Origin of the sequence: Nesterenkonia aerolata (assembly GCF_031470965.1) — a bacterium.
In the GTDB taxonomy this organism is placed as follows: domain Bacteria; phylum Actinomycetota; class Actinomycetes; order Actinomycetales; family Micrococcaceae; genus Nesterenkonia; species Nesterenkonia aerolata.
In genome coordinates this window covers 76,702-102,041 of sequence record NZ_JAVKGR010000002.1, presented here as the reverse complement: position 1 = coordinate 102,041, position 25,340 = coordinate 76,702, and the positions used below count along the sequence as shown (strand labels likewise).

20 protein-coding genes and 3 tRNA genes are annotated in these 25,340 nt (G+C 66.9%); 4 read left to right on the top strand and 19 right to left on the bottom strand.

Annotated features, from left to right (window positions below):
• Nucleotides 1–2: 2 nt before the first annotated feature.
• From murA to leuC, 3 genes are all read right to left on the bottom strand, one after another.
• The gene (gene murA / locus RIL96_RS03000; protein WP_310547522.1) at nt 3–1,325 is read right to left on the bottom strand and encodes a UDP-N-acetylglucosamine 1-carboxyvinyltransferase; all 1,323 of its coding nucleotides are present in this window, start codon (nt 1,323–1,325) and stop codon (nt 3–5) included.
• Between the two features lie 204 nt (nt 1,326–1,529).
• Entirely contained in the window at nt 1,530–2,129 is a 600-nt protein-coding gene (leuD, locus tag RIL96_RS02995) for a 3-isopropylmalate dehydratase small subunit (RefSeq protein ID WP_310547521.1), read from the bottom strand.
• A gap of 61 nt (nt 2,130–2,190) precedes the next feature.
• Complete coding sequence (leuC, locus tag RIL96_RS02990) at nt 2,191–3,678, bottom strand: 3-isopropylmalate dehydratase large subunit (protein WP_310547520.1); 1,488 nt, start codon at nt 3,676–3,678, stop codon at nt 2,191–2,193.
• A gap of 124 nt (nt 3,679–3,802) precedes the next feature.
• On the opposite strand from leuC, the gene RIL96_RS02985 reads away from it, so the two are divergent.
• Nucleotides 3,803–4,621 (top strand): IclR family transcriptional regulator, encoded by an 819-nt coding sequence (locus RIL96_RS02985; RefSeq protein WP_310547519.1) that lies wholly within the window; start codon nt 3,803–3,805, stop codon nt 4,619–4,621.
• 103 nt (nt 4,622–4,724) lie between these two features.
• Complete coding sequence (locus tag RIL96_RS02980; protein WP_310547518.1) at nt 4,725–6,053, top strand: UDP-glucose dehydrogenase family protein; 1,329 nt, start codon at nt 4,725–4,727, stop codon at nt 6,051–6,053.
• A gap of 60 nt (nt 6,054–6,113) precedes the next feature.
• Here RIL96_RS02980 and thiL read toward each other — a convergent pair whose 3' ends face one another.
• The 14 genes from thiL to ilvD all read right to left on the bottom strand — a co-directional run bounded on the left by thiL (nt 6,114) and on the right by ilvD (nt 22,140).
• Nucleotides 6,114–7,196 (bottom strand): thiamine-phosphate kinase, encoded by a 1,083-nt coding sequence (gene thiL / locus RIL96_RS02975; protein WP_310547517.1) that lies wholly within the window; start codon nt 7,194–7,196, stop codon nt 6,114–6,116.
• A gap of 309 nt (nt 7,197–7,505) precedes the next feature.
• Nucleotides 7,506–7,581, bottom strand: a tRNA-Glu gene (locus RIL96_RS02970).
• A gap of 80 nt (nt 7,582–7,661) precedes the next feature.
• Nucleotides 7,662–7,733, bottom strand: a tRNA-Gln gene (locus RIL96_RS02965).
• Between the two features lie 65 nt (nt 7,734–7,798).
• On the bottom strand, nt 7,799–8,527 hold the full coding sequence (locus tag RIL96_RS02960) for an HAD family hydrolase (RefSeq protein WP_310547516.1): 729 nt from the start codon (nt 8,525–8,527) through the stop codon (nt 7,799–7,801).
• 14 nt (nt 8,528–8,541) lie between these two features.
• Nucleotides 8,542–10,074, bottom strand: coding sequence for a glutamate--tRNA ligase (gene gltX, locus RIL96_RS02955; RefSeq protein ID WP_310547515.1), 1,533 nt, complete (start codon nt 10,072–10,074; stop codon nt 8,542–8,544).
• A gap of 34 nt (nt 10,075–10,108) precedes the next feature.
• The gene (locus tag RIL96_RS02950; RefSeq protein WP_310547514.1) at nt 10,109–10,882 is read right to left on the bottom strand and encodes a fumarylacetoacetate hydrolase family protein; all 774 of its coding nucleotides are present in this window, start codon (nt 10,880–10,882) and stop codon (nt 10,109–10,111) included.
• Between the two features lie 105 nt (nt 10,883–10,987).
• Nucleotides 10,988–12,097: a branched-chain amino acid aminotransferase gene (locus RIL96_RS02945; RefSeq protein WP_374761840.1), complete on the bottom strand. Its 1,110-nt coding sequence runs from the start codon at nt 12,095–12,097 to the stop codon at nt 10,988–10,990.
• A 38-nt stretch (nt 12,098–12,135) separates the two neighbouring features.
• On the bottom strand, nt 12,136–13,242 hold the full coding sequence (locus RIL96_RS02940; protein WP_310547513.1) for a 3-isopropylmalate dehydrogenase: 1,107 nt from the start codon (nt 13,240–13,242) through the stop codon (nt 12,136–12,138).
• Nucleotides 13,243–13,248: 6 nt separating this feature from the next.
• Nucleotides 13,249–14,853: a methionine--tRNA ligase gene (gene metG / locus RIL96_RS02935; RefSeq protein WP_310547512.1), complete on the bottom strand. Its 1,605-nt coding sequence runs from the start codon at nt 14,851–14,853 to the stop codon at nt 13,249–13,251.
• The gene (gene serA / locus RIL96_RS02930) at nt 14,853–16,454 is read right to left on the bottom strand and encodes a phosphoglycerate dehydrogenase (protein ID WP_310547511.1); all 1,602 of its coding nucleotides are present in this window, start codon (nt 16,452–16,454) and stop codon (nt 14,853–14,855) included. The genes metG and serA overlap by 1 nt, the downstream gene beginning before the upstream one ends.
• Nucleotides 16,455–16,575: 121 nt before the next feature.
• Nucleotides 16,576–17,601 (bottom strand): ketol-acid reductoisomerase, encoded by a 1,026-nt coding sequence (gene ilvC / locus RIL96_RS02925; protein WP_310547510.1) that lies wholly within the window; start codon nt 17,599–17,601, stop codon nt 16,576–16,578.
• A 43-nt stretch (nt 17,602–17,644) separates the two neighbouring features.
• Complete coding sequence (ilvN, locus tag RIL96_RS02920; RefSeq protein ID WP_310547509.1) at nt 17,645–18,181, bottom strand: acetolactate synthase small subunit; 537 nt, start codon at nt 18,179–18,181, stop codon at nt 17,645–17,647.
• On the bottom strand, nt 18,168–20,024 hold the full coding sequence (locus RIL96_RS02915) for an acetolactate synthase large subunit (protein WP_310547508.1): 1,857 nt from the start codon (nt 20,022–20,024) through the stop codon (nt 18,168–18,170). Before RIL96_RS02915 ends, ilvN begins: the two co-directional genes overlap by 14 nt.
• 373 nt (nt 20,025–20,397) lie before the next feature.
• Complete coding sequence (gene ilvD / locus RIL96_RS02910) at nt 20,398–22,140, bottom strand: dihydroxy-acid dehydratase (protein WP_310547507.1); 1,743 nt, start codon at nt 22,138–22,140, stop codon at nt 20,398–20,400.
• Nucleotides 22,141–22,304: 164 nt separating this feature from the next.
• Here ilvD and RIL96_RS02905 point away from each other — a divergent pair, with 164 nt between their 5' ends.
• A complete protein-coding gene (locus RIL96_RS02905; RefSeq protein WP_310547506.1) occupies nt 22,305–22,703 on the top strand; it encodes a CHY zinc finger protein in 399 nt (132 codons plus the stop codon).
• Between the two features lie 95 nt (nt 22,704–22,798).
• Here RIL96_RS02905 and RIL96_RS02900 read toward each other — a convergent pair whose 3' ends face one another.
• The gene (locus RIL96_RS02900; protein ID WP_374761832.1) at nt 22,799–23,449 is read right to left on the bottom strand and encodes an ANTAR domain-containing response regulator; all 651 of its coding nucleotides are present in this window, start codon (nt 23,447–23,449) and stop codon (nt 22,799–22,801) included.
• 95 nt (nt 23,450–23,544) lie between these two features.
• Between RIL96_RS02900 and RIL96_RS02895 the strand changes: the two genes are divergently transcribed.
• Nucleotides 23,545–23,625, top strand: a tRNA-Leu gene (locus RIL96_RS02895).
• Between the two features lie 132 nt (nt 23,626–23,757).
• Here RIL96_RS02895 and pyk read toward each other — a convergent pair.
• On the bottom strand, nt 23,758–25,275 hold the full coding sequence (gene pyk, locus RIL96_RS02890) for a pyruvate kinase (RefSeq protein WP_310547504.1): 1,518 nt from the start codon (nt 25,273–25,275) through the stop codon (nt 23,758–23,760).
• Nucleotides 25,276–25,340: the final 65 nt, after the last annotated feature.

Genomic DNA, 25,340 nt, shown 5'->3' with positions numbered 1-25,340 from the left:
GCTCAGCGCTCAGAGAGCTCGACGTCAGCGCCGAGACCGATGAGCTTGTCCAGGAACTTCTCGTAGCCGCGGTTGATGACTTCGATGCCGGTGACCCGCGAGGTGCCCTCCGCGGCCAGGGCAGCGATCAGGTGGGAGAAGCCGCCACGGAGGTCCGGGACGTCGATGTCTGCCCCGTGGAGCTTCGACGGACCGGAGATCACCGCCGAGTGCAGGAAGTTCCGCTGCCCGAACCGGCAGGGGTTCGATCCCAGGCATTCGCGGTGCAGCTGGATCGAGGCACCCATGCGCTGCAGGGCATGGGTGAAGCCGAAACGGTTCTCATAGACGGTCTCGTGAACGATGGAGACCCCCGTGGCCTGAGTCAGCGCGACGACCATCGGCTGCTGCCAGTCCGTCATGAAACCGGGGTGCACATCCGTCTCCAGGACCAACGGCTGCAGGAGACCGCCGCCGTGCCAGAAGCGCAGGCCGTCGTCGTAGACCTCAAACTCGCCGCCGATCTTGCGGTAGGTGTTCAGGAAGGCCGTGAGATCACGCTGGGCGGCGCCCTCGACGTAGATGTCACCCTGGGTGACCAAAGCCGCCGAGGCCCAGGAGGCGGACTCATTGCGGTCCGGGATCGAACGGTGACGGTAGCCCGAGAGCCGCTCGACACCTTCGATGCGGATCGTGCGGTCGGTGTTGACCGAGATGATCGCGCCCATCTGTTGCAGGATCTGAATGAGATCGTGGATCTCCGGCTCGACGGCGGCGTTCTTCAGCTCTGTGATGCCCTCGGCGAGCACCGCGGTCAGCAGCACCTGCTCCGTCGCCCCGACCGAGGGGTAGGGCAGCTCCAGCTTGGCCCCGCGCAGACCCTTCGGCGCGGAGATGCGGATGCCGCTGGGCTGCTTGTCCACCACCGCACCGAAGTTGCGCAGGACTTCGAGGTGGTAGTCGATAGGCCGGTCACCGATCCGGCAACCGCCGAGATCGGGGATGAAGGCCTCCCCGTTCTTGTGCATCAGGGGGCCGCAGAAGAGGATCGGGATCCGAGAGTCACCGGCATGGGTGTCGATCTCGGAGTAGGTGGCGTTGCGGGTCTCCCGCGGGTCCATCGTCAGCGTGCCGGCCTCACGGTCATGATCGACTTTGACCCCGTGGATCGTCAGCAGGGAGGTGACGATGTCGACGTCTTTGATCTCCGGGATGTTCCGCAGCTCCGAGGGCTCACTGCCCAGCAGAGAGGCCACCATCGCCTTGGGGACCAGGTTCTTGGCACCGCGGACGCGGACGCGGCCGTTCAGGGGCTTTCCGCCCTGGATGGTGAGGAGTTTTGCCATGATGTCTCGTCGATCCCTTCGTGGTGCCCGTGCAGGGTGTGCGCCCCGATGGTGGCTGTGCCACTCTAGCGCCTTGCCACTCTAACGGAGGTGCCGGGCGCATCACACGGTGCCGTGCCGATCCTCACCCAGGTTCAGGCCCATCCTCACCCAGGTTCGCCCACAGCGTGACCCGATACCCGGTGAGCATGTGCTCCAGCAGGGTCAGGTGCGGGCGGGCAGGGTCTTGGGTTTGAAGGAGGGACGGGAGGCCTCATAGGCGGCGATGGCGTCCTCATGCTGCAGAGTGAGGCTGATGTCGTCGTGCCCTTCGAGCAGACGCCAGCGGGTATAGTCGTCGATCTCGAAGCCGGTCTCGACGGAGCCGCAGCGCACAGTGCGCTCGACCAGGTCCACCGTGATCTCCAGACCCGGATCGTTCTCCAGCTCCTTCCAGATCAGCTCCACCTCCGGCTGGGGCACCTGGGCGGTGAGCAGTCCCTGCTTGCCGGAGTTGCCGCGGAAGATATCGGCGAACCGGGAGGCGATGACCACGCGGAAGCCGTAGTCCTTCAGCGCCCAGACGGCGTGTTCCCGGGAGGAGCCGGTGCCGAAGTCGGGCCCGGCCACCAGCACGGAGCCTTCGGCGTACTCCGGCTGGTTGAGCACGAAGTCAGGGTTGCGCCGCCAGGAGGAGAAGAGGGCGTCCTCGAAGCCGGTCCGGGTGATCCGCTTCAGGTAGACCGCGGGGATGATCTGGTCGGTGTCCACGTTCGAGGCCCGCAGCGGGACCCCGACGCCGGTGTGGGTGGTGATGGGTTCCATCAATGACTCCTGTTGTGTCTCCTGTGTCGTATATGCCGTCAGGTCCGACGCCTGATCCGGCTCAGGCCGGCTGCGGGGCGGCGCTGAGGACGTCGGAGGGGGCGGAGAGTGTGCCGCGCACCGCGGTGGCGGCAGCCACCACCGGAGACACCAGGTGGGTGCGCCCGCCCTTGCCCTGGCGGCCTTCGAAGTTGCGGTTCGAGGTCGAGGCGCAGCGCTCCCCCTCGGAGAGCTGGTCCGGGTTCATCCCCAGGCACATCGAGCAGCCGGCGAACCGCCATTCTGCGCCGAAGTCGGTGAACACCTGATCCAGGCCCTCGGCCTCGGCCTCCAGGCGCACCTTCGCCGAGCCGGGAACCACGATCATGCGCACCTGTGGGTCCTTCTGCCGTCCACGGATGATCTCGGCCGCGGCCCGCAGATCCTCCATCCGCGAGTTGGTGCAGGAGCCCAGGAACACTGTATCGACGCGGATATCGCGCATCGCCGTGCCGGGTTCGAGATCCATGTAGTCCAGAGCGCGCTCCGCGGCATCGCGGGCCGCCGGTTCGTCGAAGTCGGTCGGATACGGCACACTCTCGGACAGCGAGACGCCCTGCCCCGGGTTGGTCCCCCAGGTGACGAAAGGCTCGAGCTCATCGGCGTTGAGGACGACCTCGGCGTCGAAGACGGCGTCGTCATCGGTGCGCAGCGTCTTCCAGTACTCGACGGCGGTGTCCCACTCCTCACCCTGCGGGGCGTGTGGCCGGCCGGCGATGAAGTCGAAGGTCGTCTGGTCCGGGGCGATCATCCCGGCCCGGGCGCCAGCTTCGATGGACATGTTGCAGATGGTCATCCGGGCGTCCATCGAGAGCTTCTCGATGGCCTCGCCACGGTATTCCAGCACATAGCCCTGGCCCCCGCCGGTGCCGATCTTCGCGATGACCGCAAGGATGATGTCCTTGGAGCTCACCCCGGGGCGCAGCGTGCCGTCCACGGTGATGGCCATAGTCTTGAAGGGCTTCAGCGGCAGCGTCTGAGTGGCCAGCACATGCTCCACCTCCGAGGTACCGATGCCCATGGCCAGCGCACCGAAGGCGCCGTGGGTGGAGGTGTGCGAGTCACCGCAGACCACCGTCATTCCCGGTTGGGTGAGTCCCAGCTGCGGGCCGACGACGTGGACGATGCCCTGGTCGGCATCGCCGAGCGAATGCAGGCGCACACCGAACTCCTCAGCGTTGGAGCGCAGCGTGTCCACCTGTTTGCGGCTGGTGGGGTCAGCGATGGGCCGATCGATGGCCAGCGTGGGCGTGTTGTGATCCTCAGTGGCGATCGTGTGCTCAGTGCGGCGGACGCCGCGGTCAGCCAGCCGAAGACCTTCGAAGGCCTGAGGGCTGGTCACCTCGTGGACCAGGTGCAGGTCGATGTAGAGCAGGTCCGGGGTCCGGTGGCCGTCCTGCTCGGTCCCGGCGACGACGACGTGGTCCCGCCAGACCTTCTCCGCCAAGGTCAGGGGCGCGGCCGTCTGGCTCGGAGCCGTGTGGTCCGAGGCTGTCTCACGCTCAACCATGGGAACCTCCTGAAATCTGCGCTGTCTTACCACAGAACCACCCTCGCCGGGGAGTCACCAGAGTCTCGCAAAGCTTCTCAGTATTTGAGACCCCTCGCGGAGCTCCTGGATTATCATGGAGACCATGTCGCGCTCGCACCGACCCACCCCGCCCCCTGCGCACACCAAGCCGACGAGCCCACCCCGCTCCGGCCCCCTACGCTCCCCCTCAGGCATCGGCGTGGTGGACAAGTCGGTGATGATCCTCGACGCGCTCGAAGCAGGGCCCGCCACCTTGGCACAGCTGGTGGAGATCACTGGACTGGCCCGGCCCACAGCCCATCGACTGGCCAGCGCGCTGGTCCACCACCGTTTTCTCAGCAGGGATGTGCGTGGCCGGTATGTGATCGGCTCCCGGTTGGCCGAGCTGGCCTCAGCCGCAGTCGACGATCGTCTCGTCTCAGCCGCCGGCCCGATCCTGCTGCAGCTGCGGGACTTCACCGGAGAGAGCTCTCAGCTCTACCGGCGTCAGGGTGATGCACGGATCTGCGTGGCCTCGGCGGAACGGCCCATCGGGCTGCGCGATTCGATCCCCGTGGGGACGCAGTTGTCGATGAAGGCCGGCTCCGCTGCCCAGGTGCTGCTGGCCTGGGAGGATCATCAGCGCCTGGTGGAAGGACTGCACGGCGCCCGGTTCACGCCCACTGTCCTCGCCGGGGTCCGGCGGCGCGGCTGGGGGGAATCACTGGGTGAACGCGAGGCTGGCGTCGCCTCAGTCTCCGCTCCGGTGCGCGGCCCCTCAGGGCGGGTGATCGCCGCGGTCTCGATCTCTGGTCCCATCGAGCGGCTGAGCCGACAGCCCGGCAGGATGCATGCCGAAGCCGTGGTCCAGGCCTCCCATCAGCTCACCGAACTGCTGCGGAAGAATCCTGAGGCGGCGGAGCACGGCCTCGGTGAGACCTGATCTGGCTTGACTTGATCTGACCTGACTTGACCGGATCGGACCGGAGAAGCAGTGTCTGTCCGGGTTCTCCCCGGTTCCGGCCGCGACACCCTAGGATGGGGCCGTGGTCAAGAACATCAGTGTCATCGGTACCGGATATCTGGGAGCCACCCACGCCGCCGGAATGGCTGAGCTGGGATTCGACGTGCTCGGCGTCGATGTGGACCCGGAGAAGATCGAGAAGCTCTCCCGCGGCGATCTGCCCTTCCACGAACCGGGCCTGCCCGAGCTGATCCGTCGGCATGTGGACAGCGGGCGGCTGCGCTTTACCGCCGATATCTCCGAAGCCGGGGACTGGGCGGACGTGCACTTCGTCGCCGTCGGCACACCGCAGCTGCCCGGCAGCAACGGCGCGGATATGACCTTCGTGGATGCCGCTGTGACCGATCTGGCCCGAGTGATCTCCAAGGACTCGCTCGTCGTCGGCAAATCCACCGTACCGGTGGGCACCGCGCGCCGGCTCTCCCGGTTGCTGGCTGAGCAGTCCCGTCAGGACGTCGACGTCGCCCTGGCCTGGAACCCTGAGTTCCTGCGCGAAGGACTGGCCGTGCAGGACACGCTGCGCCCGGACCGTCTGGTGGTGGGCACCGAGCGGCCTGAGGACGTGGACACCCTGCGCGAGGTCTACGCCGAGGCGCTGGGACGCGAGACGCCGTGGATCGCCACCGATTTCGAGACCGCTGAGCTGGTCAAAGTCGCCGCCAACGCTTTCCTGGCCACGAAGATCTCGTTCATCAACGCGTTCTCCGAGGTCACCGAGACCGTAGGCGGGGACATCCGCACCCTCGCCGATGCTCTGGGGCACGACACCCGCATCGGCCGCAAGTTCCTCAACGCCGGAGTGGGCTTCGGCGGCGGCTGCCTGCCCAAGGACATCCGCGCCCTGCAGTCACGGGTCTCCGAGCTGGGGCTGGACCATACGATGCGTTTCCTCTCCGAGATGGATCAGATCAACCTGCGTCGGCGTGAGCGCGCCGTGACGCTCTCCGAGCAGATGCTCGGCGGGGATCTCGAGGGCCGCCGGGTGGCGGTGCTGGGAGTCACGTTCAAACCGCTCTCCGACGACGTGCGGGACTCTCCCGGCTTGGACGTCGCCAACCGGCTCTATGTGGCCGGGGCCCATGTGGCGGTCTACGACCCAGAAGGCAGTGCGAACGCTGCCAAGCGGTTCCCGCGTCTGGACTACTGTGACACCCTGGCCGAGGCCGTCGGCTCCGCTGACCTGGTGGTCCTGACCACGGAATGGGACGAGTTCAAGGCTCTGACTCCGGCGGATCTGGAGGGTCTGGTCGCTCAGCGCCGGTTCCTCGACGCCCGCAATGTGCTCAGCTCCGCCCAGTGGAAGGACGCCGGCTGGGACTTCGCTCAACTGGGACGCTTCTACGAGGGCTGATCAACCCGGCTGCGCGTCGAGGCGAGGGCCGGGCCGAGGGTCGTGTCGTGAGTCGTGCCGTCAGCGCAGCGAATCCCACCCCGTCCCCTTCAGGACTGCGGCGGGGTCGGCGCCGTCGAGCAGAACAGTGCCTGGAGCCTCAGCGGCGGCACCGTGCACTGTGCCGAGGCGGGTGAACCCGCTCGGCAGCTCGGCCTCGGCGGGAAAGCTGGCCAGCAGCACGTAGTCCTCTCCCCCGCTGAGCAGCCAGCCCCAGGCCTGCGCCCGGGCGGCCTCTGCCTCCTGTGCCCCGAGGGCGACGGCCAAGGGCTCGAGTTCGGTGACCATCGCGCGCAGCGCCTCCGATTCGACGTCGATGACCACCCCAGAGGCCGAGGCCAGGCGCACGGTGTCGCGCAGCAGCCCGTCGGAGACGTCCAGCCCGGCGTGAGCACCGGCGGCGAGGGCGCGCACACCGGCAGAGACATCGATGCTGGGATACAGCTGGGCCGCGAGATAGGGCCGCTGCACCTCTGAGGCGAGCATACCGGCCTCCAGCAGTGCCAGCCCGGCGGCCGCGGAGCCCAAGGGGCTGCGTGCAGCGCCGGGGGACGACGGCCCGACTGCCAGCACGTCTGCCGGCTGTGCGCTGTCGCGGCGCAGCAGAGACCCCGGCGCCTCGCCGAGGGCCGTGACGCTCACGCTGACGGAGGGGCCGGCTCCGAGATCACCCCCGGCTACTCTCAGATCGGCGCCTGCTGCACTCAGGGCTGCTGCGACTCCGGCGCCGAAGCCATCGACCCAGTCAGCGTCCAGTTCCGGCGGCAGGACGAGGCTGAGGAGCACGGCGGTGGGATGGGCGCCCATGGCGACGATGTCGGAGAGGTTCTGTACCACGGCTTGGTGCCCGACCGACTCTCCATAGGACTCAGGCGTGCTGAACCAGCCCGGACGGAAGTCCTGATCCTCGGTCAGGGTATCCGTGGTGATCACTAACTGGCCCGAATCGGCCCGGAGCACGGCTGCGTCGTCGCCGATGCCGAGCATGAGCGCCCCTCCGGTCCCGGCCAACGGACCGAATGCACGGGTGAGACGGTCAAGGATGGCATCCTCGCCCAGCTCGGCGAGGGTGCGCGGAGAGTCCGGTGTCTGGGAGGCAGGCATAGCAGCCATCGTGCCAGATCTGTTCTCCGCGCTCGTCCTCGGTAGGGGGCCACCTGTGCTGCGGATGCCTCCCCGTCTCACCGGAGAACCACGGATCATAGGCACCTGCGCAGATCATAGCCCTGTGACGACGAGATTCTGCACGAAGCTATGACAAATGAACGAATGGGGCCGGGACAAATGAGGTCGGAACAAACAGGGCATGACAGACGAATGCTCTGACCATATGACAACAGGCCCGCGACGATGGCACCAAAGATGATGGCATGAGAAAACCCCCGGGACACATCCCGGGGGTTTTCTTCGTGCTGGTGACCCCAGCGGGATTCGAACCCGCGTTACCGCCGTGAGAGGGCGGCGTACTAGGCCGCTATACGATGGGGCCGTGTTCATTTATGCATCCTCGGCTTGAGGACTGACTCAGCCTAGCAGGCAGAATCTCAGTTCCGCAAACCGGAACCTTCGCTGGGCTACTAGGACTCGAACCTAGAATAACGGTACCAGAAACCGTCGTGTTGCCGATTACACCATAGCCCATTGATATAGTTATTAATTTTATTTCTTCCATCGCAGAGCACATAACATCGCCGTGCAACGATCCTCTACTCTACACGAGAGCATCGCCCGAGCACAAAATCGACCGCCGCCTCACAGGAGGCGACCTTCGTCACACCGCACGGTGCCTCGACGCCCCCACCACGGTCCACCAGCACAGAGACCATCCCCGCATCCCGGGCGCCCTCGCCATCGGCGATGGGATTATCACCGACATACGCACAGCCTGAGGGGTCCAGTCCCACTGCTCGTGCTCCCGCGTGGAACATCTCAGGCGCCGGTTTGGGTGCGGCAGCCTCCTCGATTCCGATGACCGCACTGAACCGCTCGGCCAGCCCCGCAGCGGAGAGCTTCCGCCGCTGATAGTCAGCCACATTATTCGTCACCGCCGCAATCCTGACACCTGCAGCACGCAGACGATCAAGGCTCACACCGACGTCGTCGAAAGCAGCCCACCGGCCGGAGATCCCCGCCTCGTAGAGACTGTTCCACTCCTCGAGCACTGCCGGCTCCGGTACCGCCACGCCGATCTCGGCCAGCGCATCGACGAAACGCATCGCCCGCTGCTCACCGAACCCGAGCTCACCGGCGAGGTAACGCTCGTACCGGCCGTGGATATCACCGGCGAACGCCACCGCCGCCCGCTGACGGGCCTCCGCGCTGTGGCCGCGAAGCCACTGCGCGGAGAGCTCCGAGAACATCGACGCCATCGCCGCTCGCAAGTCCACCAGCGTGTCATCGACGTCGAAGAGGACACCGCGGATCGAGGTGCTCACCAGCTCACCTCGGCTCAGCCCCGCGCCACCAGCTCGGCCCGGAAACGACGCAGCCGAGCCACTGCCGAGGCCCGGCCCAGCAGCTCGATCGACTCGAACAGCGGCGGCGAGACCTTCCGGCCCGACACCGCCGAACGGACCGCACCGAAAGCCTTGCGCGGCTTGAGCTCCAGACCGTCGATCAGCGCCTCACGCAACGCCTGCTCCACTGACTCAGTCGTCCAGTCCGCGACAGACTCCAGCGCCTCCAGCGAAGCATCGACGGTCTCCACCGCCTGCTCTCCCAACCCGGAGAAGGCCTTGTCCTCGATGACCAGATCCTCGTCGGCGACGAAGAGGAACGCCATCATCTCTGCGCCCTCGCCCAACAGGGCGATGCGCTCCTGCACCAGCGGTGCGGCACCGTCGAGCAGCTGGGCCTGGCGTGCGCTCAGCTCCTCGCCGACCAACCCCTGAGCCTGCAGATACGGCACCATCCGGTCACGGAAGTCCCCGGGGTCGAGCCGGCGGATATGGGTGCCGTTGATCGCCTCAGCCTTCTTGACGTCGAACCGGGCCGGATTAGCCAGCACATCGGCGACGTCGAAAGCCTCGACCAGCTGATCCACTGTGAAGACATCCTCATCGGCCGAGAGCGACCACCCCAACAGCGCCAGGTAGTTCAGCAGCCCCTCAGGGACGAATCCGCGGTCCCGATGGTGGAAGAGGTTCGACTCCGGATCCCGCTTGGACAGCTTCCGATTGCCCTCCCCCATCACATACGGCAGATGGCCGAAGCGCGGCAGCACATCGGCCACCCCGATCGCATGCAGGGCCCGGTACAGGGCGATCTGCCGCGGCGTCGAGGAGAGGATGTCCTCTCCTCGCAGCACATGGGTGATCCCCATCATCGCGTCATCGACCGGGTTGACCAGGGTGTAGAGCGGCTGGCCGTCGCCCCGGGCGACGACGAAATCCGGAGTCGAACCGGCGGAGAAAGTGATCTCACCGCGGACCAAATCGGTGAAGGTGATGTCCTCATCGGGCATCCGCAGCCGCAGCACCGGCTGACGGCCCTCCGCGCGGAAGGCCTCGATCTGCTCGGCAGTGAGGTCACGGTCGTAATTGTCATAGCCGAGTTTGGGGTCCCGTCCGGCGGCCACGTGCCGCTGCTCGACCTCCTCCGGGGTGGAGAAGGCCTCATAGACAAAACCCGCCTCACGCAGCGTATTGAGCACATCGGTATAGATCTCTGCCCGCTGCGACTGGCGGTACGGCCCGTGGTCTCCCCCGACCTCGACGCCTTCATCCCAGTCGATGCCGAGCCAGCGCAGCGCCTCGAGCAGCTGCTGATAGGACTCCTCCGAATCGCGTTTGGCGTCGGTGTCCTCGATGCGGAAGACCATCGTGCCCCCGGTATGCCGGGCGTAGGCCCAGTTGAACAGGGCGGTGCGGATCAGCCCGACATGCGGAACCCCCGTCGGCGAGGGACAGAACCGCACCCGCACGGGGGCGTCATCGGGCACAGTGGGGATCTCCGGGGCGGCAGTGGGCGCAGCGGTGCTCATCAGTGAGAGGTTCTCCTGGGAGGTGAGAGGGTGGTCAGCGGCGGAATGTGTTGGTGAGGGTGCCGATCCCCTCGATCTCGGCCTCGAAACGGTCGCCCTCGGTCACGGGGCCGACACCGGCCGGAGTGCCGGTGAAGATGACGTCACCGGGCAGCAGAGTGAAGGCTTGAGAGGCGTAGGAGACCAGTTCCGGGACGCCGAAGACCATCTCCGATGTGGAGCTGTCCTGGACGGTCTCCCCGTTGAGCCGTCCGCTGATGCGCAGACCTTCCGGGTCCAGTTCCGTCTCGATCCACGGTCCGATGGGCGCTGAGCCGTCGAAGCCCTTGGCTCGGGCCCACTGGCCGTCAGTACGCTGCGCATCACGGGCGGAGACATCGTTGCCGACGGTGTAGCCGAAGATCACCTCGGAGACGCGGTCCAGCGGGACGTCCTTGCAGATCCGGCCGATCACCACGCACAGCTCAGCCTCGTAATGGACTTCCTCGGAGAAGCTGGGCAGGGTGATCGGGTCACCCGGGCCGGCGATGGCGGTGTTGGGGATGAAGAACATCATCGGTGAGGCGGGCAGCTCATTGCCCATCTCAGCGGCGTGATCAGCATAGTTGCGGCCGATGCCCACCGCCTTCGACCGCGGGATAATCGGGGCGACTAGCCGGACGTCCGCCAACGCATGGGTGGTGGAGGTCTGCTGGACACCGACGAAGAACGGGTCTCCGGTCAGCTCGGTGATGATCTCCTCGCCTGGCTCTCCGGTGACGACTCCGTAGACGGGCTCTTCCTCAGTGACGAATCGTGCGATGCGCATGCTGGCCAGTCTATCGGCACAGGGCTATCAGCACCGAGCCATCAGCACTGAGCTATCGGCACCGAGCCATCAGCACTGGGAGAGCCCGCCCGCACGGCCTGAACCTCAGGCGAGCCGGTGCAGCCAGCCGTGACGGTCCTGAACCGCCCCGGTCTGGATGCCCAACAGCTCCTCACGGATGGAGGTGGTGACCTCCCCGGTGCCGGCGGAGGCGATGACCGTGTCGCCGTCGACGAGTTCACCGATCGGCGTGATGACCGCAGCGGTGCCGCAGGCGAAGGCCTCGGTGATGGTGCCGTCCTCGACACCGCGGGCCCATTCGTCCAGCGTGATGCGCCGTTCCTCAACCTCCAGTCCGCGGTCCCTGCCCAGCTGGATCACCGACTCGCGGGTGATGCCCTCGAGGATGGTGCCCGTCAGCGCCGGGGTGATCAGCCGTCCGTCGGAGGTGACCAGGAAGACGTTCATCCCGCCGAGCTCTTCGACGGCGTTGTCATGCAGCGGGTCGAGGAAGAGTACCTGTGCACAGCCGTTGTCTGCGGCCTGCTGCTGGGCGACCAGGGAGCCGGCGTAGTTGCCGCCGGTCTTCGCCGCCCCGGTGCCGCCCGGGGCGGCACGGGTGTAGTCACGCGAGACCCAGATGCGCACCGGCTTGAGCTCACCGCCGAAGTAGTTGCCCGCCGGGGAGGCGATCACTCGGTAGCTGACCTCATGGGCCGGGCGCACTCCCAGGAAGGCCTCCGAGGCGTACATGAAGGGCCGCAGATACAGCGCCGCGCCGTCGCCGTCGGGCACCCAGGCGTGGTCTAGAGCCAACAGCTGTTCCAGAGATGCCAGGAAGGTCGCCTCGTCGAGCTCCGGCAGTGCCAGGCGCCGGGCCGAACGCTGCAGGCGGGCGGCGTTGGCCTGCGGGCGGAAGGTGTAGATACCGCCGTCAGCGTGACGGTAGGCCTTCATGCCCTCGAAGACCTCCTGGGCGTAGTGCAGCACGGAGGCGGCCGGATCGAGCTGGATCGGCCCGTAGGCCTCCACACGGGCACTGTGCCAGTGTCCGCCGCTCTCGTCCCAGCTCCAGTCCACTACGGCAGTGTGGTCGGTGAAGTGCGTGCCGAAGCCCGGATCGGCGAGAATCTCCCGACGGCGTGCGGCGTCGACGGGCTGGGGGTTCGGGGTGACGTCGAACTGCATCGGGGGACCTTTCGCCGTGGCGTGCATCATGATCTGCCTCATAGTGACAGGATCACCCTAACCCCTCAGGGGCGCAGACGTGCGGCGAAGGCCTTGCCTCGCTCAGAGGTGCTGAGCCCGCGGGCGGAATCTGGTGCCTGCGCCCAGGCTTCCAGCTGCGCATGCACCGCCTGCTCCACCCGGTGTGCCGCCTGAGAGAGCCCCAGATGGTCCAGCATGAGCGCAGCGGAGAGGACCGCCGCCGTCGGGTCGGCGATCTGCTGACCAGCGATATCCGGTGCCGAGCCGTGGACCGGCTCGAACATCGAGGGCGCGCTGCCCTCAGTGTTGATCGAGGCCGAGGCCGCCAGGCCGATCCCGCCGGTCACCGCCGCAGCCAGATCGGTGAGGATGTCACCGAAGAGGTTGTCGGTGACGATGACGTCGAAGCGCCCGGGATCGTTGACCATGTGGATCGTGGCGGCGTCGACGTGCATATAGTCCCACTCAACACCCGGGTGCTCCGCGGCGACGGTCTCCGTGGTGCGCCGCCAGAGGTCCCCTGCGTGGGTGAGTACATTGTGCTTATGCACTAACGTCACGTGTCCGCGGCGGGATTCCGCGCGGGTGAAGGCATCCTCCACAACGCGGCGCACCCCGTGGGCGGTGTTCAGGGAGGTCTCCGTGGCGATCTCGTGGGCGGTGCCCCGGCGGATTGCCCCTCCGTTGCCCACGTAGGGTCCTTCCGTGCCCTCACGCACGACGACGAAGTCGATCTCCGGTGCTCCGGCCAGCGGCGTGGCCGTGCCCGGGTAGGTGCGCGCCGGGCGCAGGTTCACGCTGTGGTCCAGGCTGAAACGCAGTCGCAGCAGGACCTCACGTTCCAGCAGGCCCGAGGGGGCCTTCTCATCCTGCGGGTGAGCGCCGACCGCGCCGAAGAGGATCGCGTCGACGCCGCGCAGCTGCTCGAGGGTCTCCTCGCTCAACGTCTCACCGGTGCCCAACCAGTGCTCAGCGCCCAGGGAGAACTCGACGTACTCGATCTCGACCGGTTCCTGAGCCAGTGCGGCCTCCAGGACACGGCGGGCCTCGGTGACCACTTCGGGGCCGATGCCGTCGCCGCCGATCACGGCGACCCGAACGCTCTCAGGTAGGGACCGTGCTGCGGTGTCGCTCATGACAGTGTCACCCATGACAGTTCACTCCTGCTCCTCGTGACGGGGAAAGACCGGCTCGGGCTTGGCGATGGGTGTGCCCACAGCCAGCGGCTCGTCGAAGGCCACAAAGCTGCGCGCACCCGCACCGGAGGCTGAGGAGGCACCAGCGTCGCCGTCCTCGGGCTGACCCAGGGCATCCAGCAGCTTCGACGCTGAGACGGGCATGACCGGTTGGGAGAGCAGTGCCACACGGCGCAGCACCTCAGCGGTCACATACAGCACGGTGGCCATGCGCTCCGGGTCGGTCTTGCGCAGCACCCAGGGCTGCTGCTCGGCGAAATAGGCGTTGGTCTCCCCCAGCACGAACCAGGTGCGTTCCAGCGCACGGTGGAAGTCCTGTTTCTCATACGCGGCCCGGGAGACCTCCAAGAGGCCCGAGGCCTGCTCGAGAATGGCCTCGTCCTCCGCGGTGAACTCACCGGGCTGAGGGATGGCGCCGTCGCAGTTCTTCACGATCATCGACAGTGAGCGCTGGGCCAGGTTCCCCAGATTGTTCGCCAGATCCGCGTTCTTCCGTCCCACGACGGCCTCGTGGCTGTAGGAGCCGTCCTGGCCGAAGGGGAACTCGCGCATCAGGAAGAAGCGCACGGCGTCGAGTCCGTATTCGGCGATCCACTCCGCCGGGGCGACGACGTTGCCCACGGACTTCGACATCTTCTCCCCGCGGTTGTGCAGGAAGCCGTGGATCATGACCCGTTGGGGCAGCTCGAGCCCGGCGCTCATCAGAAAGGCCGGCCAGAAGATGCAGTGGAACCGGGAGATGTCCTTGCCGATGATGTGCACATCCGCCGGCCACCACGTGGTGAAGGCCTCTGAGGTGGTGTCCGGGAACCCGACGCCGGTCAGATAGTTGGTCAGCGCATCGACCCAGACGTACATCACGTGATCCGCGGTGGAGGATTCCTGACCCGCGGACTCCGGTACTGGGATTCCCCAGTCCATCGTGGTCCGCGAGATGGAGAGATCTTCCAGCCCGTTCTCCACGAAACGGATGACCTCGTTGAACCGAGAGGCCGGTCCGGCGAACTCCGGCTGGGAGCGGTAGAGCTCCAGGAGCTTGTCCTGGTAAGCGGAGAGGCGGAAGAAATAGGACTCCTCCTCCGTCCAGCTCACCTCGGTGCCGGTCTCCACTGCGCGGCGGACCCCGTCCTCGGCCACGGCGGTCTCCTCCTCCGTGAAGAACCGCTCGTCACGCACCGAGTACCAGCCGGCATAGGTGTCCAGGTAGATGTCCCCCGCTTCGGCCATCCGCGTCCAGATCGCCTGGGAGGCAGCGTAGTGATCGGCATCGGTGGTGCGGATGAACCGGTCCTCGCTGATGCCGACGACTTCCTCGTCCATGTGCCGGAAGCGCTCGGCGTTCTGTGTGGCCAGCTCCATCGGGCTGATGCCGAGCTTCTCGGCGGTCTGCTGCATCTTCGAGCCGTGCTCGTCGGTGCCGGTGAGGAAGAAGACGTCGTAGCCGTCGAGGCGTTTGAACCGGGCGAGCACATCAGCGGCGATGACCTCATAGGCGTGGCCGATATGCGGCTCGCCGTTGGGATAGTGGATCGCCGTGGTCAGATAGTACGGCGGGGCCTGGGTCATCAGCGGTGCTCCTCCAGATCGATCTCGGCAGCCCGCGCGGCGTCGATCTCCGCGCTGAGCCTGTCCAGGATACCGGCGGGCAGCGGGCCGTCCACCGCGAGCACAGCCAGTGCCGAGCCCCGCTCGGACTTCTGCGAGACCTGCATCGCGGCGATGTTGACCGCGTGCTCCCCCAGCAGCCGTCCCAAGGCACCGATCACTCCGGGGCGGTCGGAGTATTCCAGGACCACCAGGTGCTCGGTGAGCGGCAGCTCGAACTCGTAGCCGTCGATGCCGATGAGCTTCTCGATCTGCTTCGGACCGGTCAGCGTACCGCGCACCTCGATCTGGGCGCCGGAGGAGGTGGCCGCTCGGATGGTCAGCGCATTGCGGTAGTCATCGATCCCGGCGGCGGTGATCAGGCGGGTCTGGATGCCGCGCTGCTCGGCCAGCACCGGGGCGTTGACGTGGGAGACCTGTTCGGAGACCACATCGGTGAGCAGCCCCTTCAGCGCGGCCAGCTGCAGCGCATCGACCTTATAGTCGGCGATCTCACCGGCGGCCTCGGTCTCCACGTCAGTCAGGGAATCGGGGGCCAGCGCGGTGACCGTGCGCCCGAGCTTCTCCATCAGCGGGATGCCGGGGCGGACGTATTCGTCGATAGCCCCGCCGACCACATTCACGGCGTCAGGCACCAGCTCCCCGGCCAGCGCCAGGCGCACCGAGCGCGCCACCGCGACCCCGGCCTTCTCCTGAGCCTCAGCAGTGGAGGCGCCCAGGTGCGGGGTGACGACCACGTTCTCATGAGCGAAGAACGCCAGGTCAGTGGCCGGTTCTGAGGAGAAGACATCGACCGCGGCACCGCCGATCGCGCCTTCGTCGAGGGCGACGGCGAGGTCGTCTTCATCGATGAGTCCACCGCGGGCGACGTTGACCACCAGCGCGGTGTCCCGCATAGCGGAGAAGGCCTCACGGTTGAGCATCCCCAGAGTCTCCGGGGTCTTCGGCATGTGGATGGTGATCACGTCGGCGGCCGCGTAGAGCTCGTTCAGGGTGACCAGCTGAGCACCGAGCTGGTGGGCGCGGGCCGAGGTGACGTACGGGTCATAGGCAATGATCTCCATGCCGAAGGCCTTCATCCGCTCCGCGACCAGGCCGCCGATGCGACCCAGCCCGATGACTCCGAGCGTCTTTCCCTGCAGCTCCACACCGGTGTACTTCGAGCGCTTCCACTCCCCGCCCTTCAGCGCCGCCGAGGCAGGGACCACATGGCGGGAGAGCCCGAGGATGTGCGCGCAGGTCAGCTCGGCGGCGGAGGTGATGTTCGACGTCGGCGCGTTGACCACCATGACACCGGCTTCGGTGGAGGCCGGGATATCGACGTTGTCGAGTCCGACACCGGCCCGGGCGACGATCTTCAGCCGAGGTGCCGCGGCGAGGATCTCGGCATCGACGGTGGTGGCGGACCGCACCATCAGCGCATCGGCTTCGGCGAGATCCTGCTTCAGCCGCGGGCGGTCGGTGCCGTCGGACTGGATGATCTGGAAGTCGGGGCCCAGGGCCTCGACAGTGGCGGGGGACAGTTCCTCGGCGAGCACGACGACGGGGCGGGCGGCGGTCACGATAATCTGACGTCCTTCATTCTCTGACGGGTTCCTGCGGTCTTCTCCGGCAGACGAGGTCCCGGACGTCCCCGAGGCGCGGGGTACGTCCGGGACCATCGTCCACGATGGGCTCAACTCATCAGCGAGCTGCGGTGCCCTCGGTGTAGTCGTCGTCCTGGGTGATCCAGGAGAACAGCTTGCGCAGCTCACGGCCAGTGGACTCGATGGGGTGCGACTCGTTCTTCCGCCGCAGCTCCTCGAACTCCTTCTGGCCGTTGCGCTGGTCGTCCATGAAGCGCTGGGCGAAGGCACCGGAGGTGATGTCGGCCAGCACCTCCTTCATGTTCTCCTTCACCTGCGGGGAGATGACCCGCGGGCCGGAGACGTAGTCACCGAACTCTGCGGTGTCGGAGATGGACCAGCGCTGCTTGGTCAGCCCGCCTTCGACCATGAGGTCCACGATGAGCTTGAGCTCGTGGAGCACCTCGAAGTAGGCGATCTCGGGCTGGTACCCGGCCTCGGTGAGCGTCTCGAAGCCGTACTGGACCAGCTGGGAGGCGCCGCCGCAGAGCACCGCCTGCTCACCGAAGAGGTCCGTCTCGGTCTCCTCGGTGAAGGTGGTCTCGATGACTCCGGCGCGGGTGCCGCCGATAGCCTTCGCGTAGGCCAGGGCGATGTCCTTGGCCTGGCCCGAGGGGTTCTGCTCCACAGCGATCAGCGCCGGCACACCACGTCCGGCCTCGTACTCACGGCGGACCACGTGGCCCGGGCCCTTCGGAGCCACCATGGCGACGTCGACGTCGGCGGGCGGAGCGATGAAGCCGAAGCGGATGTTGAATCCGTGGGAGAACATCAGCACATCGCCGGCCTTCAGATGCGGGGCGATCTCGGCGGTGTAGACGGCCTCCTGGTGCTGGTCGGGCACCAGCATCATGATGACGTCCGCCTCCGCGGCCGCCTCGGCCACCGGCTTGACGGTCAGGCCCTGCTCCTCGGCCTTGGCCTTCGAGGAGGAGGTCTCCTTCAGTCCCACCACCACATCCACACCGGAGTCGCGCAGCGACAGCGAGTGGGCGTGGCCCTGGGAGCCGTAGCCGATCACGGCGACCTTGCGGCCGGAGAGGACCGAGAGGTCAGCGTCGTCGTCGTAGTACAGGTCAGTCACAGGTTCTTCTCCTCGGTATCGGGGGTGAGGCTGATAGGGGAAATCACTGGCGCAGTGCGCGCTCGGTCATGGACTTGGACCCACGGCTGATGGCCAGCGTGCCGGAACGCACGATCTCCTTGATGCCGTAGGGCTCCAGCACCTCCAGCAGGGCGTTGAGCTTGTCCTGGGCTCCGGTGGCCTCCACGGTCAGGGAATCCACGGAGACATCGACGATCTTGGCCCGGAACAGGTCCACCGCCTGAGTGACCTGCAGGCGCATCGTCGAATCGGCTCGGACTTTGATCAGCAGGTGGTCACGCTCGACGGCGGCGTCCGGGGCGAGCTCGATGATCTTGATGACGTTGACGAGCTTATTGAGCTGCTTGGTGATCTGCTCCAGCAGCACGTCATCGGCGTTTACCACCACGGTGATGCGGGACAGCCCGGGGATCTCGGAATGGCCAACCGCGAGGGAATCGATGTTGAACGCCCTGCGGGAGAACAGCCCGGAGACCCGGGAGAGGACCCCGGGGACGTCTTCGACCAGGACGGAGAGGGTACGGCGCCGGGGTATGCGCAACGGGTCACTGGTGCTCATGGGGGGCCTCCTCGTCGTCCCATTCGGGCTTGATGTTGTGGGCGACCTGGATATCGGAGTTCGAGACTCCGGCGGGCACCATCGGCCACACCATGGAGTCCCGGGACACCACGAAGTCGATGACCACGGGCCGGTCGTTGACCGCCATCGCTTCAGCGATGACCGCATCGAGGTCTTCCTCGCGCTCACAGCGCAGCCCGAGGCAGCCGTAGGCCTCCGCCAGGGTGACGAAGTCCGGGATGCGGACCACCTCAGCACCGTCAGGGGACAGCGCCGTGTTCAGGTGTGTATGGGAATACCGCGACTCGTAGAACAGGGTCTGCCACTGCCGGACCATGCCCAGCGAGGAGTTGTTGATGACGGCGACCTTGATCGGGATGCGGTTGATCGCGCAGGTGGCCAGCTCCTGATTGGTCATCTGGAAGCAGCCGTCACCGTCGATCGCCCAGACGGTGCGTTCGGGCTCGGCGACCTGAGCACCCATGGCCGCGGGCACCGCGTAGCCCATCGTGCCCAGCCCGCCGGAGTTCATCCACTGACGGGGGCGCTCGTACTTCACGAACTGCGCGGCCCACATCTGGTGCTGCCCGACCCCGGCGGCGTAGATCGCCTCCGGCCCGGCGGCCTCGCTGATCCGCTCGATGACCTTCTGCGGGGCCATGCCGCCGTCGTCGGGCGCGGTGTAACCCAGCGGGTAGGTCTTCTGGAAGCGACGCACCTGCCGCAACCAGGGCTCGATGTCCGGACGAGCCTGACGGGCGTAGAGATCGGTGACGGCGGATGTCAGCTCCGGGACGATCTCTTTGAGCGAGCCGACGATGGGGACGTCAGCCCGCCGGTTCTTGGAGATCTCAGCGGGGTCCACATCGGCGTGGATGATCTTCGCCTCCGGAGCGAAGGTGTCGAGCTGGCCGGTGACCCGATCATCGAACCGGGCACCGAGGGTGATGAGCAGATCAGCCCGCTGCATGGCCGCCACTGCGGCGACGGTGCCGTGCATTCCTGGCATCCCGACGTTGAGCTCATGGGAGTCCGGGAACGCGCCGCGGGCCATCAGCGTGGTGGCCACCGGTGCGCCGACGGTCTCAGCCAGTTCACGGAACTCCTCGAAGGCGCCGGACTTCACCAGTCCCCCGCCGACGTAGAACACCGGACGCCGCGACTCACCGATCAGCTTGGCCGCCTCTCGGACCTGCTTGGCATGGCCGCGGGTCACCGGCCGGTATCCCGGCAGCTCCACCTTCGGGGGCCAGGAGAAGGTGGTGCGTGCGGTCTGCGCCGACTTGGTGACGTCGACCAGCACCGGCCCCGGGCGTCCGGTGGAGGCCAGGTGGAAAGCCTCGGCCATGACCCGAGGGATATCGTCGGCGTCGGTGACCAGGTAGGAGTGTTTGGTGATCGGGGTGGTGACCCCCACGATGTCGGCTTCTTGGAAGGCGTCAGTGCCGATGACATGGGCGTTGACCTGGCCGGTGATCGCCACCATGGGCACGGAGTCCATATGGGCGTCGGCCAGAGGGGTCACGAGGTTCGTGGCGCCGGGGCCGGAGGTAGCGAAGCATACGCCGACGTCACCGGTCGCCATCGCGTAGCCCTGGGCCGCGTGACCGGCGCCCTGCTCGTGGCGCACCAGGATGTGGTTGACGGAGGTGGAGTCCATCAGCGGGTCGTAGGTCGGCAGGATGGCGCCGCCGGGGATGCCGAATACATCGGTCACCCCGAGGGCCTCGAGGCTGCGGATAATCGATTCCGAGCCGGTGACCTCGACCGGCTCGACCGGGTGGCCCGGGCCGTAGATACGCGGCGCCGGTGCGGCGGCGCGGGTCGCTGCTGGGGTGCTCATCTCATCGTTCCTGTATGCGTTCGGCGGGCCTGTGCCCGCTGCCGGTAGGGGCTTCGTCGCCCCGGGATGGAGAAACCCCGACAGAAATGTGGTCCCTGCGGGGATCTCTGCCGGGGTGAGCGATCTGCGTCGACATCTGTGCGACCTGGTCTCCTGCCCCTGTACTCGAGCAGGCCCTGGGCCGCCCAGAAGGGGGTGTGATCGGATCACACTCCCCCGGCGGTGAGTCCGGGTACTACTCGTAGCAGGTGACGCATGCCTGTCATACTTCCTGCGAGGCGCGTCACATGTCAACGGGTGTAGTGCCCGTCTCAGGATCTGGAATGTCCGTCGGTGTCCGCTGAAGAGCTGAGAGCTCCATAGCGGTGAGGGTTCAGCCGCAGTAGGCACCCTCCGCGGCCGAATGCACCAGCTTGGCGTATTTGCCCAGCACACCGGAGGTCACGTACGGAGCCATCGGCGTCCACGATTCCCGACGACGCGCCAGCTCCTCCTCCTCGACGTCGAGTTCGATGCTGCGCCCGGCGATGTCCACACGGATCTGGTCACCGTCGGCGAGGTAGGCGATCGGGCCGCCGTCGACGGCTTCGGGGGCGATATGACCGATGCACAGCCCGGTGGTTCCCCCGGAGAAGCGCCCGTCGGTGATCAGCAGGACGTCCTTGCCCAGACCGGCACCCTTGATCGCGCCGGTGATGGCGAGCATCTCACGCATCCCCGGGCCGCCCTTGGGGCCTTCGTAACGGATCACCACGACGTCACCGGCGCTGATCCTCCCCTCCTCCAAGGCCTTCAGGGCACTCTGTTCGCGGTCGAAGACCCGTGCGGTGCCGGCGAAGACCTCGGCGTCGAAGCCGGCGGATTTCACCACGGCACCTTCCGGCGCCAGGGACCCGCGCAGCACGGCGATGCCGCCGTTGTGGTGCATCGGGTCATCCAGGGCGCGGATGATCCGGCCGTCGATGTCCGGCGGGTTGATCTCGGCGAGGTTCTCGGCGACGGTCTGCCCGGTCACGGTGAGGCAGTCGCCGTGGAGGAGCCCGGCGTCGAGCAGGGCGCGCATGACCACCGGCACCCCTCCGACCTTGTCAACGTCGGCCATCACATACTGGCCGAAGGGCTTCAGGTCCCCCAAGTGGGGCACCCGGTCACCGATGCGGTTGAAATCATCGAGCTGCAGGTCCACACCGGCCTCACGGGCGATGGCCAGCAGGTGGAGCACTGCGTTGGTGGAGCCGCCGAACGCCATGGTCACTGCGATGGCGTTCTCAAAGGCCTCGCGAGTGAGGATGTCCCGGGTGGTGATGCCCCGGCGCAGCAGTTCCACCACGGCCTGCCCGGAGCGGTGGGCGAAATGGTCGCGGCGGCGGTCCGCACTGGGCGGGGCGGCAGAACCGGGCAGGGACATGCCCAGGGCCTCACCGATGCACGCCATGGTGTTAGCGGTGTACATCCCGCCGCAGGCGCCCTCACCGGGGCAGATGGCACGTTCGATGACGTCGAGGTCCTCTTCGCTCATGGTGCCGCGGGCACAGGCCCCGACGCCTTCGAAGGCGTCGATGAGGGTGACTTCCTTCTCGGAGCCGTCCGCGAAGCGGGCCGTCCCGGGCATGATCGAGCCGGCATAGAGGAACACCGAGGAGAGGTCTAGGCGTGCGGCCGCCATGAGCATCCCGGGCAGGGACTTATCGCAGCCGGCCAGGAGGATGGAGCCGTCGAGGCGCTCGGCCTGCATCACCGTCTCCACCGAGTCCGCGATGACCTCGCGGGAGACCAGCGAATAGTGCATGCCCTCGTGGCCCATCGAGATGCCGTCGGAGACTGAGATCGTCCCGAACTCCAGCGGGTAGCCGCCGCCAGCGTGCACGCCTTCCTTGGAGGCCCGCGCCAGGCGGTCCAGGGAGAGGTTGCAGGGGGTGATCTCGTTCCAGGAGCTGGCGATGCCGATCTGTGCCTTGGCGAAGTCGTCGTCTCCCATGCCCACGGCGCGGAGCATGCCGCGGGCCGGAGCGCGGGTGTAGCCGTCGGTGACCTGCCAGCTGCGGGGCTTCTCGGCGGTGGTCGGGCCGGTCACGGCCTGGGGCGGGGTGCGGTCCTCAGTGGTGCGCTGTGCCATGGGCAGATTCTATGCCCGTCATCATCGGCGCGGGGCACGCCCGGTGATCCGTCTCGGATTATGACACGCTCCAGACCGACCTGGGGCGGCTCTGAGGGCGGCTCTGAGGGCGGGATTGAACGTCTCCCGGTGACTTCGCCCGCGCCTTCTGCCAGGCTGAACGGATGAACCGTGACACTGACCAGCTGCCCTCCGCACACCATGAGCATCTACCCACGTGTGCGGAGGGTGTCGGTGCCACGGCGGAGGATGTGAGGGTCCGGGGGCCGGTAGTGGACGCCGAGACCAGGTGCGCGCACTATGCCAGCCCGAAGGATGTGGTGGCCATCCGTTTCTTCTGCTGCCGACGGTGGTACCCGTGCCTGCACTGCCATGCCGAGAGTGAAGCGCACGAAATCGTGCCCTGGCCGCTGGACCGGCGGGAGGAGGTGGCTCTGCTGTGCGGCGTCTGCCGGCGTCGTTTCAGCATCGCCGAGTATATGGACACCTCCACATGCCGGGGATGCGGTGCGGCATTCAACCCGGGGTGTGCGGCGCACTATCCGGTGTACTTCGGCGGCTGATCGCGGCAGCCGATGTCAGCTTGACGCGCGTTCCCCGCGGGGAGGGGGCCGCCTCGGAGGTGCGGCGTGTCACCGGGGCAGGGTGTCTGTGAGGGTCAGGACATCTGATCGACGACCGTCTCAGCGACCTCACGCATGGAGAGCCGACGGTCCATCGAGGTCTTCTGGATCCAGCGGAAGGCCTCAGGCTCGGAGAGCCCCATCGTGGAGGTCAGCAGGGACTTGGCCCGGTCCACCAGTTTGCGGGTCTCGAACTTCTCGGCCAGTGAGCTGACTTCGTCCTCCAGCGCCCGGATCTCATCGAAGCGTGCTGCGGCGACCTCGATGGCTGGGATGAGGTCGTTCTCGGAGAACGGCTTGACCACGTAGGCCATGGCTCCGGCCTCGCGGGCTGATTCCACCAGGTCACGCTGGGAGAAGGCGGTGAGCATGACCACCGGGGCGATGCGTTCCTCGGCGATCTCCTTGGCGGCGGTGATGCCGTCCTTGACCGGCATCTTCACGTCCATGACCACGAGATCGGGGCGGTGCTCGGTAGCCAGCTCGACGGCACGCTCGCCGTTCTCCGCCTCCCCCACCACCTCGTAGCCGGCACCGGTGAGGATCTCGACGATATCGAGGCGGATCAGCGTCTCGTCCTCGGCGACGACCACCCGCCGACGAGGTGTGTCCTCGCTGGCGGCTCCGGCGGTCTCAGCCGACTGCTGCTCTTGACTCACGGTGCTCCTCCGGTCCGAATTCTGCATGGTGTCTCGGGGTGCCGTGACGCTCCCGCTGGGCGTGCCACGGCACTGAGTACGCCACACAGCCTATCGGGCGGTATGCTGTGTGGGCACTCTGCGCCCGAATGGCGGAATCGGTAGACGCGCCGCACTCAAAATGCGGTACCTCAGGTGTGTGGGTTCGAGTCCCACTTCGGGCACCGAAAGACGCAGAGCTCTGTCGTCTGCACGTGTGCCCACCGATGCGGTGGGCACACGCCCGTCACTTCATCAGTCAGGCCGTGGATGGCAGCAGTGGCGGTCTTCTCGCCGTGAATACCTGAGAGGACTGATCACAGCGCGCTCTGCGCCGAGGAAGCCGGCCACGGCCGGATCGGTTCGCGGCGGCGCGGCGGCAGCACGTCGTCATCACCGATGGTGGCGATGTCCGGAGTCTCAGCGGCGTCGCCGATGCGGTGGACCTTCACCATATTGGTGGTGCCGGCCTGGCCAGGAGGTGAGCCTGCGGCGATCACGACCAGATCATCCGGCTGGGCCACACCCTCCTCCAGGAGCAGCTTATCGACCTGTGCGGTCATCTTGTCCGTGTGGGAGGCGAACTCCACCCACCGCGGCTGCACACCCCAGCTCAGGCACATGATGTTGTGGGTGTGCTCCACGTGGGTGAAGGCGAAGATCGGCTGACGCGGCCGCAGACGCGACAACCGACGCGCCGAATCCCCAGAACGGGTGAACGTAGCCAGATACTCGATGCTCAGCTGATCAGCCATCTGTGCCGCCGCGCGGGTGATCGCACCACCGCGGGTGCGCGGCTCAGAGCCCAACGGCGGGATTTCGGACAAGCTGCGGGCCTCGGTGGCCTGGATGATCTTCGCCATCGTGTCCACCGCCTCCACCGGGTACGCGCCCACGGAGGTCTCGCCGGAGAGCATCACCGCATCGGCGCCGTCGAGGACCGCATTGGCACAGTCTGAGGCCTCTGCGCGGGTCGGGCGCGGGTTCTCGATCATCGACTCCAGCACCTGCGTGGCCACGATCACCGGCTTCGCCCACCGGCGAGCCAGACGCACAGCCCGCTTCTGGACCACCGGGACCTCCTCCAGCGGGAGCTCCACACCCAGGTCACCGCGGGCCACCATGATGGCGTCGAAGGCGTCGACGACGTCCTGCAGAGCATCCACCGCCTGCGGCTTCTCCACCTTGGCGATGACGGGGACGTAGCGCCCCTCCTCCTCCATCACCCGATGCACGGACTCGATATCAGCGGCGTCCCGGACGAAGGACAGGGCGATCATGTCGAAGCCCATCCGCAGCGCCCAGCGCAGGTCCTCCTCGTCCTTCTCACTCAGCGCCGGCACAGACACCGCCACGCCGGGAAGGTTGATGCCCTTATTGTTCGAGACGGTACCGGGCACCTCCACCTCGGTCACCACGTCAGTGTCAGTGACCTCCACAGCGCGCAGGCTGACCTTGCCGTCGTCGATGAGCAGCGTGTCCCCGGGGCTCACATCACCGGGCAGCCCCTTGAACGTGGTGGAACAACGTTCCTTGGTCCCCTCGACGTCCTCCACCGTGATCGTGAAACGATCACCGACGGCGAGCTCATGCGCACCCTCGACGAAGCGCCCGAGACGGATCTTCGGTCCCTGCAGGTCGGCGAAGATCGCCACCGCACGGCGCAGATCACGAGAGACCTCACGGACAGTGCGGTAGGTCTCCTCATGGACCTGATGGTCCCCGTGGCTCATATTGACCCGTGCGACATCCACACCGGCCTCCACCAGCTGCCGGGTCTTCTCATAGCCGCTCGTGGCGGGGCCGAATGTGGCAACGATCTTCGCGTGTCTCATGACTCACCCTCGTCGTTCGGATTCTGCGGATCATGGGATGATCTGTTCATCTCTGGCACGACACT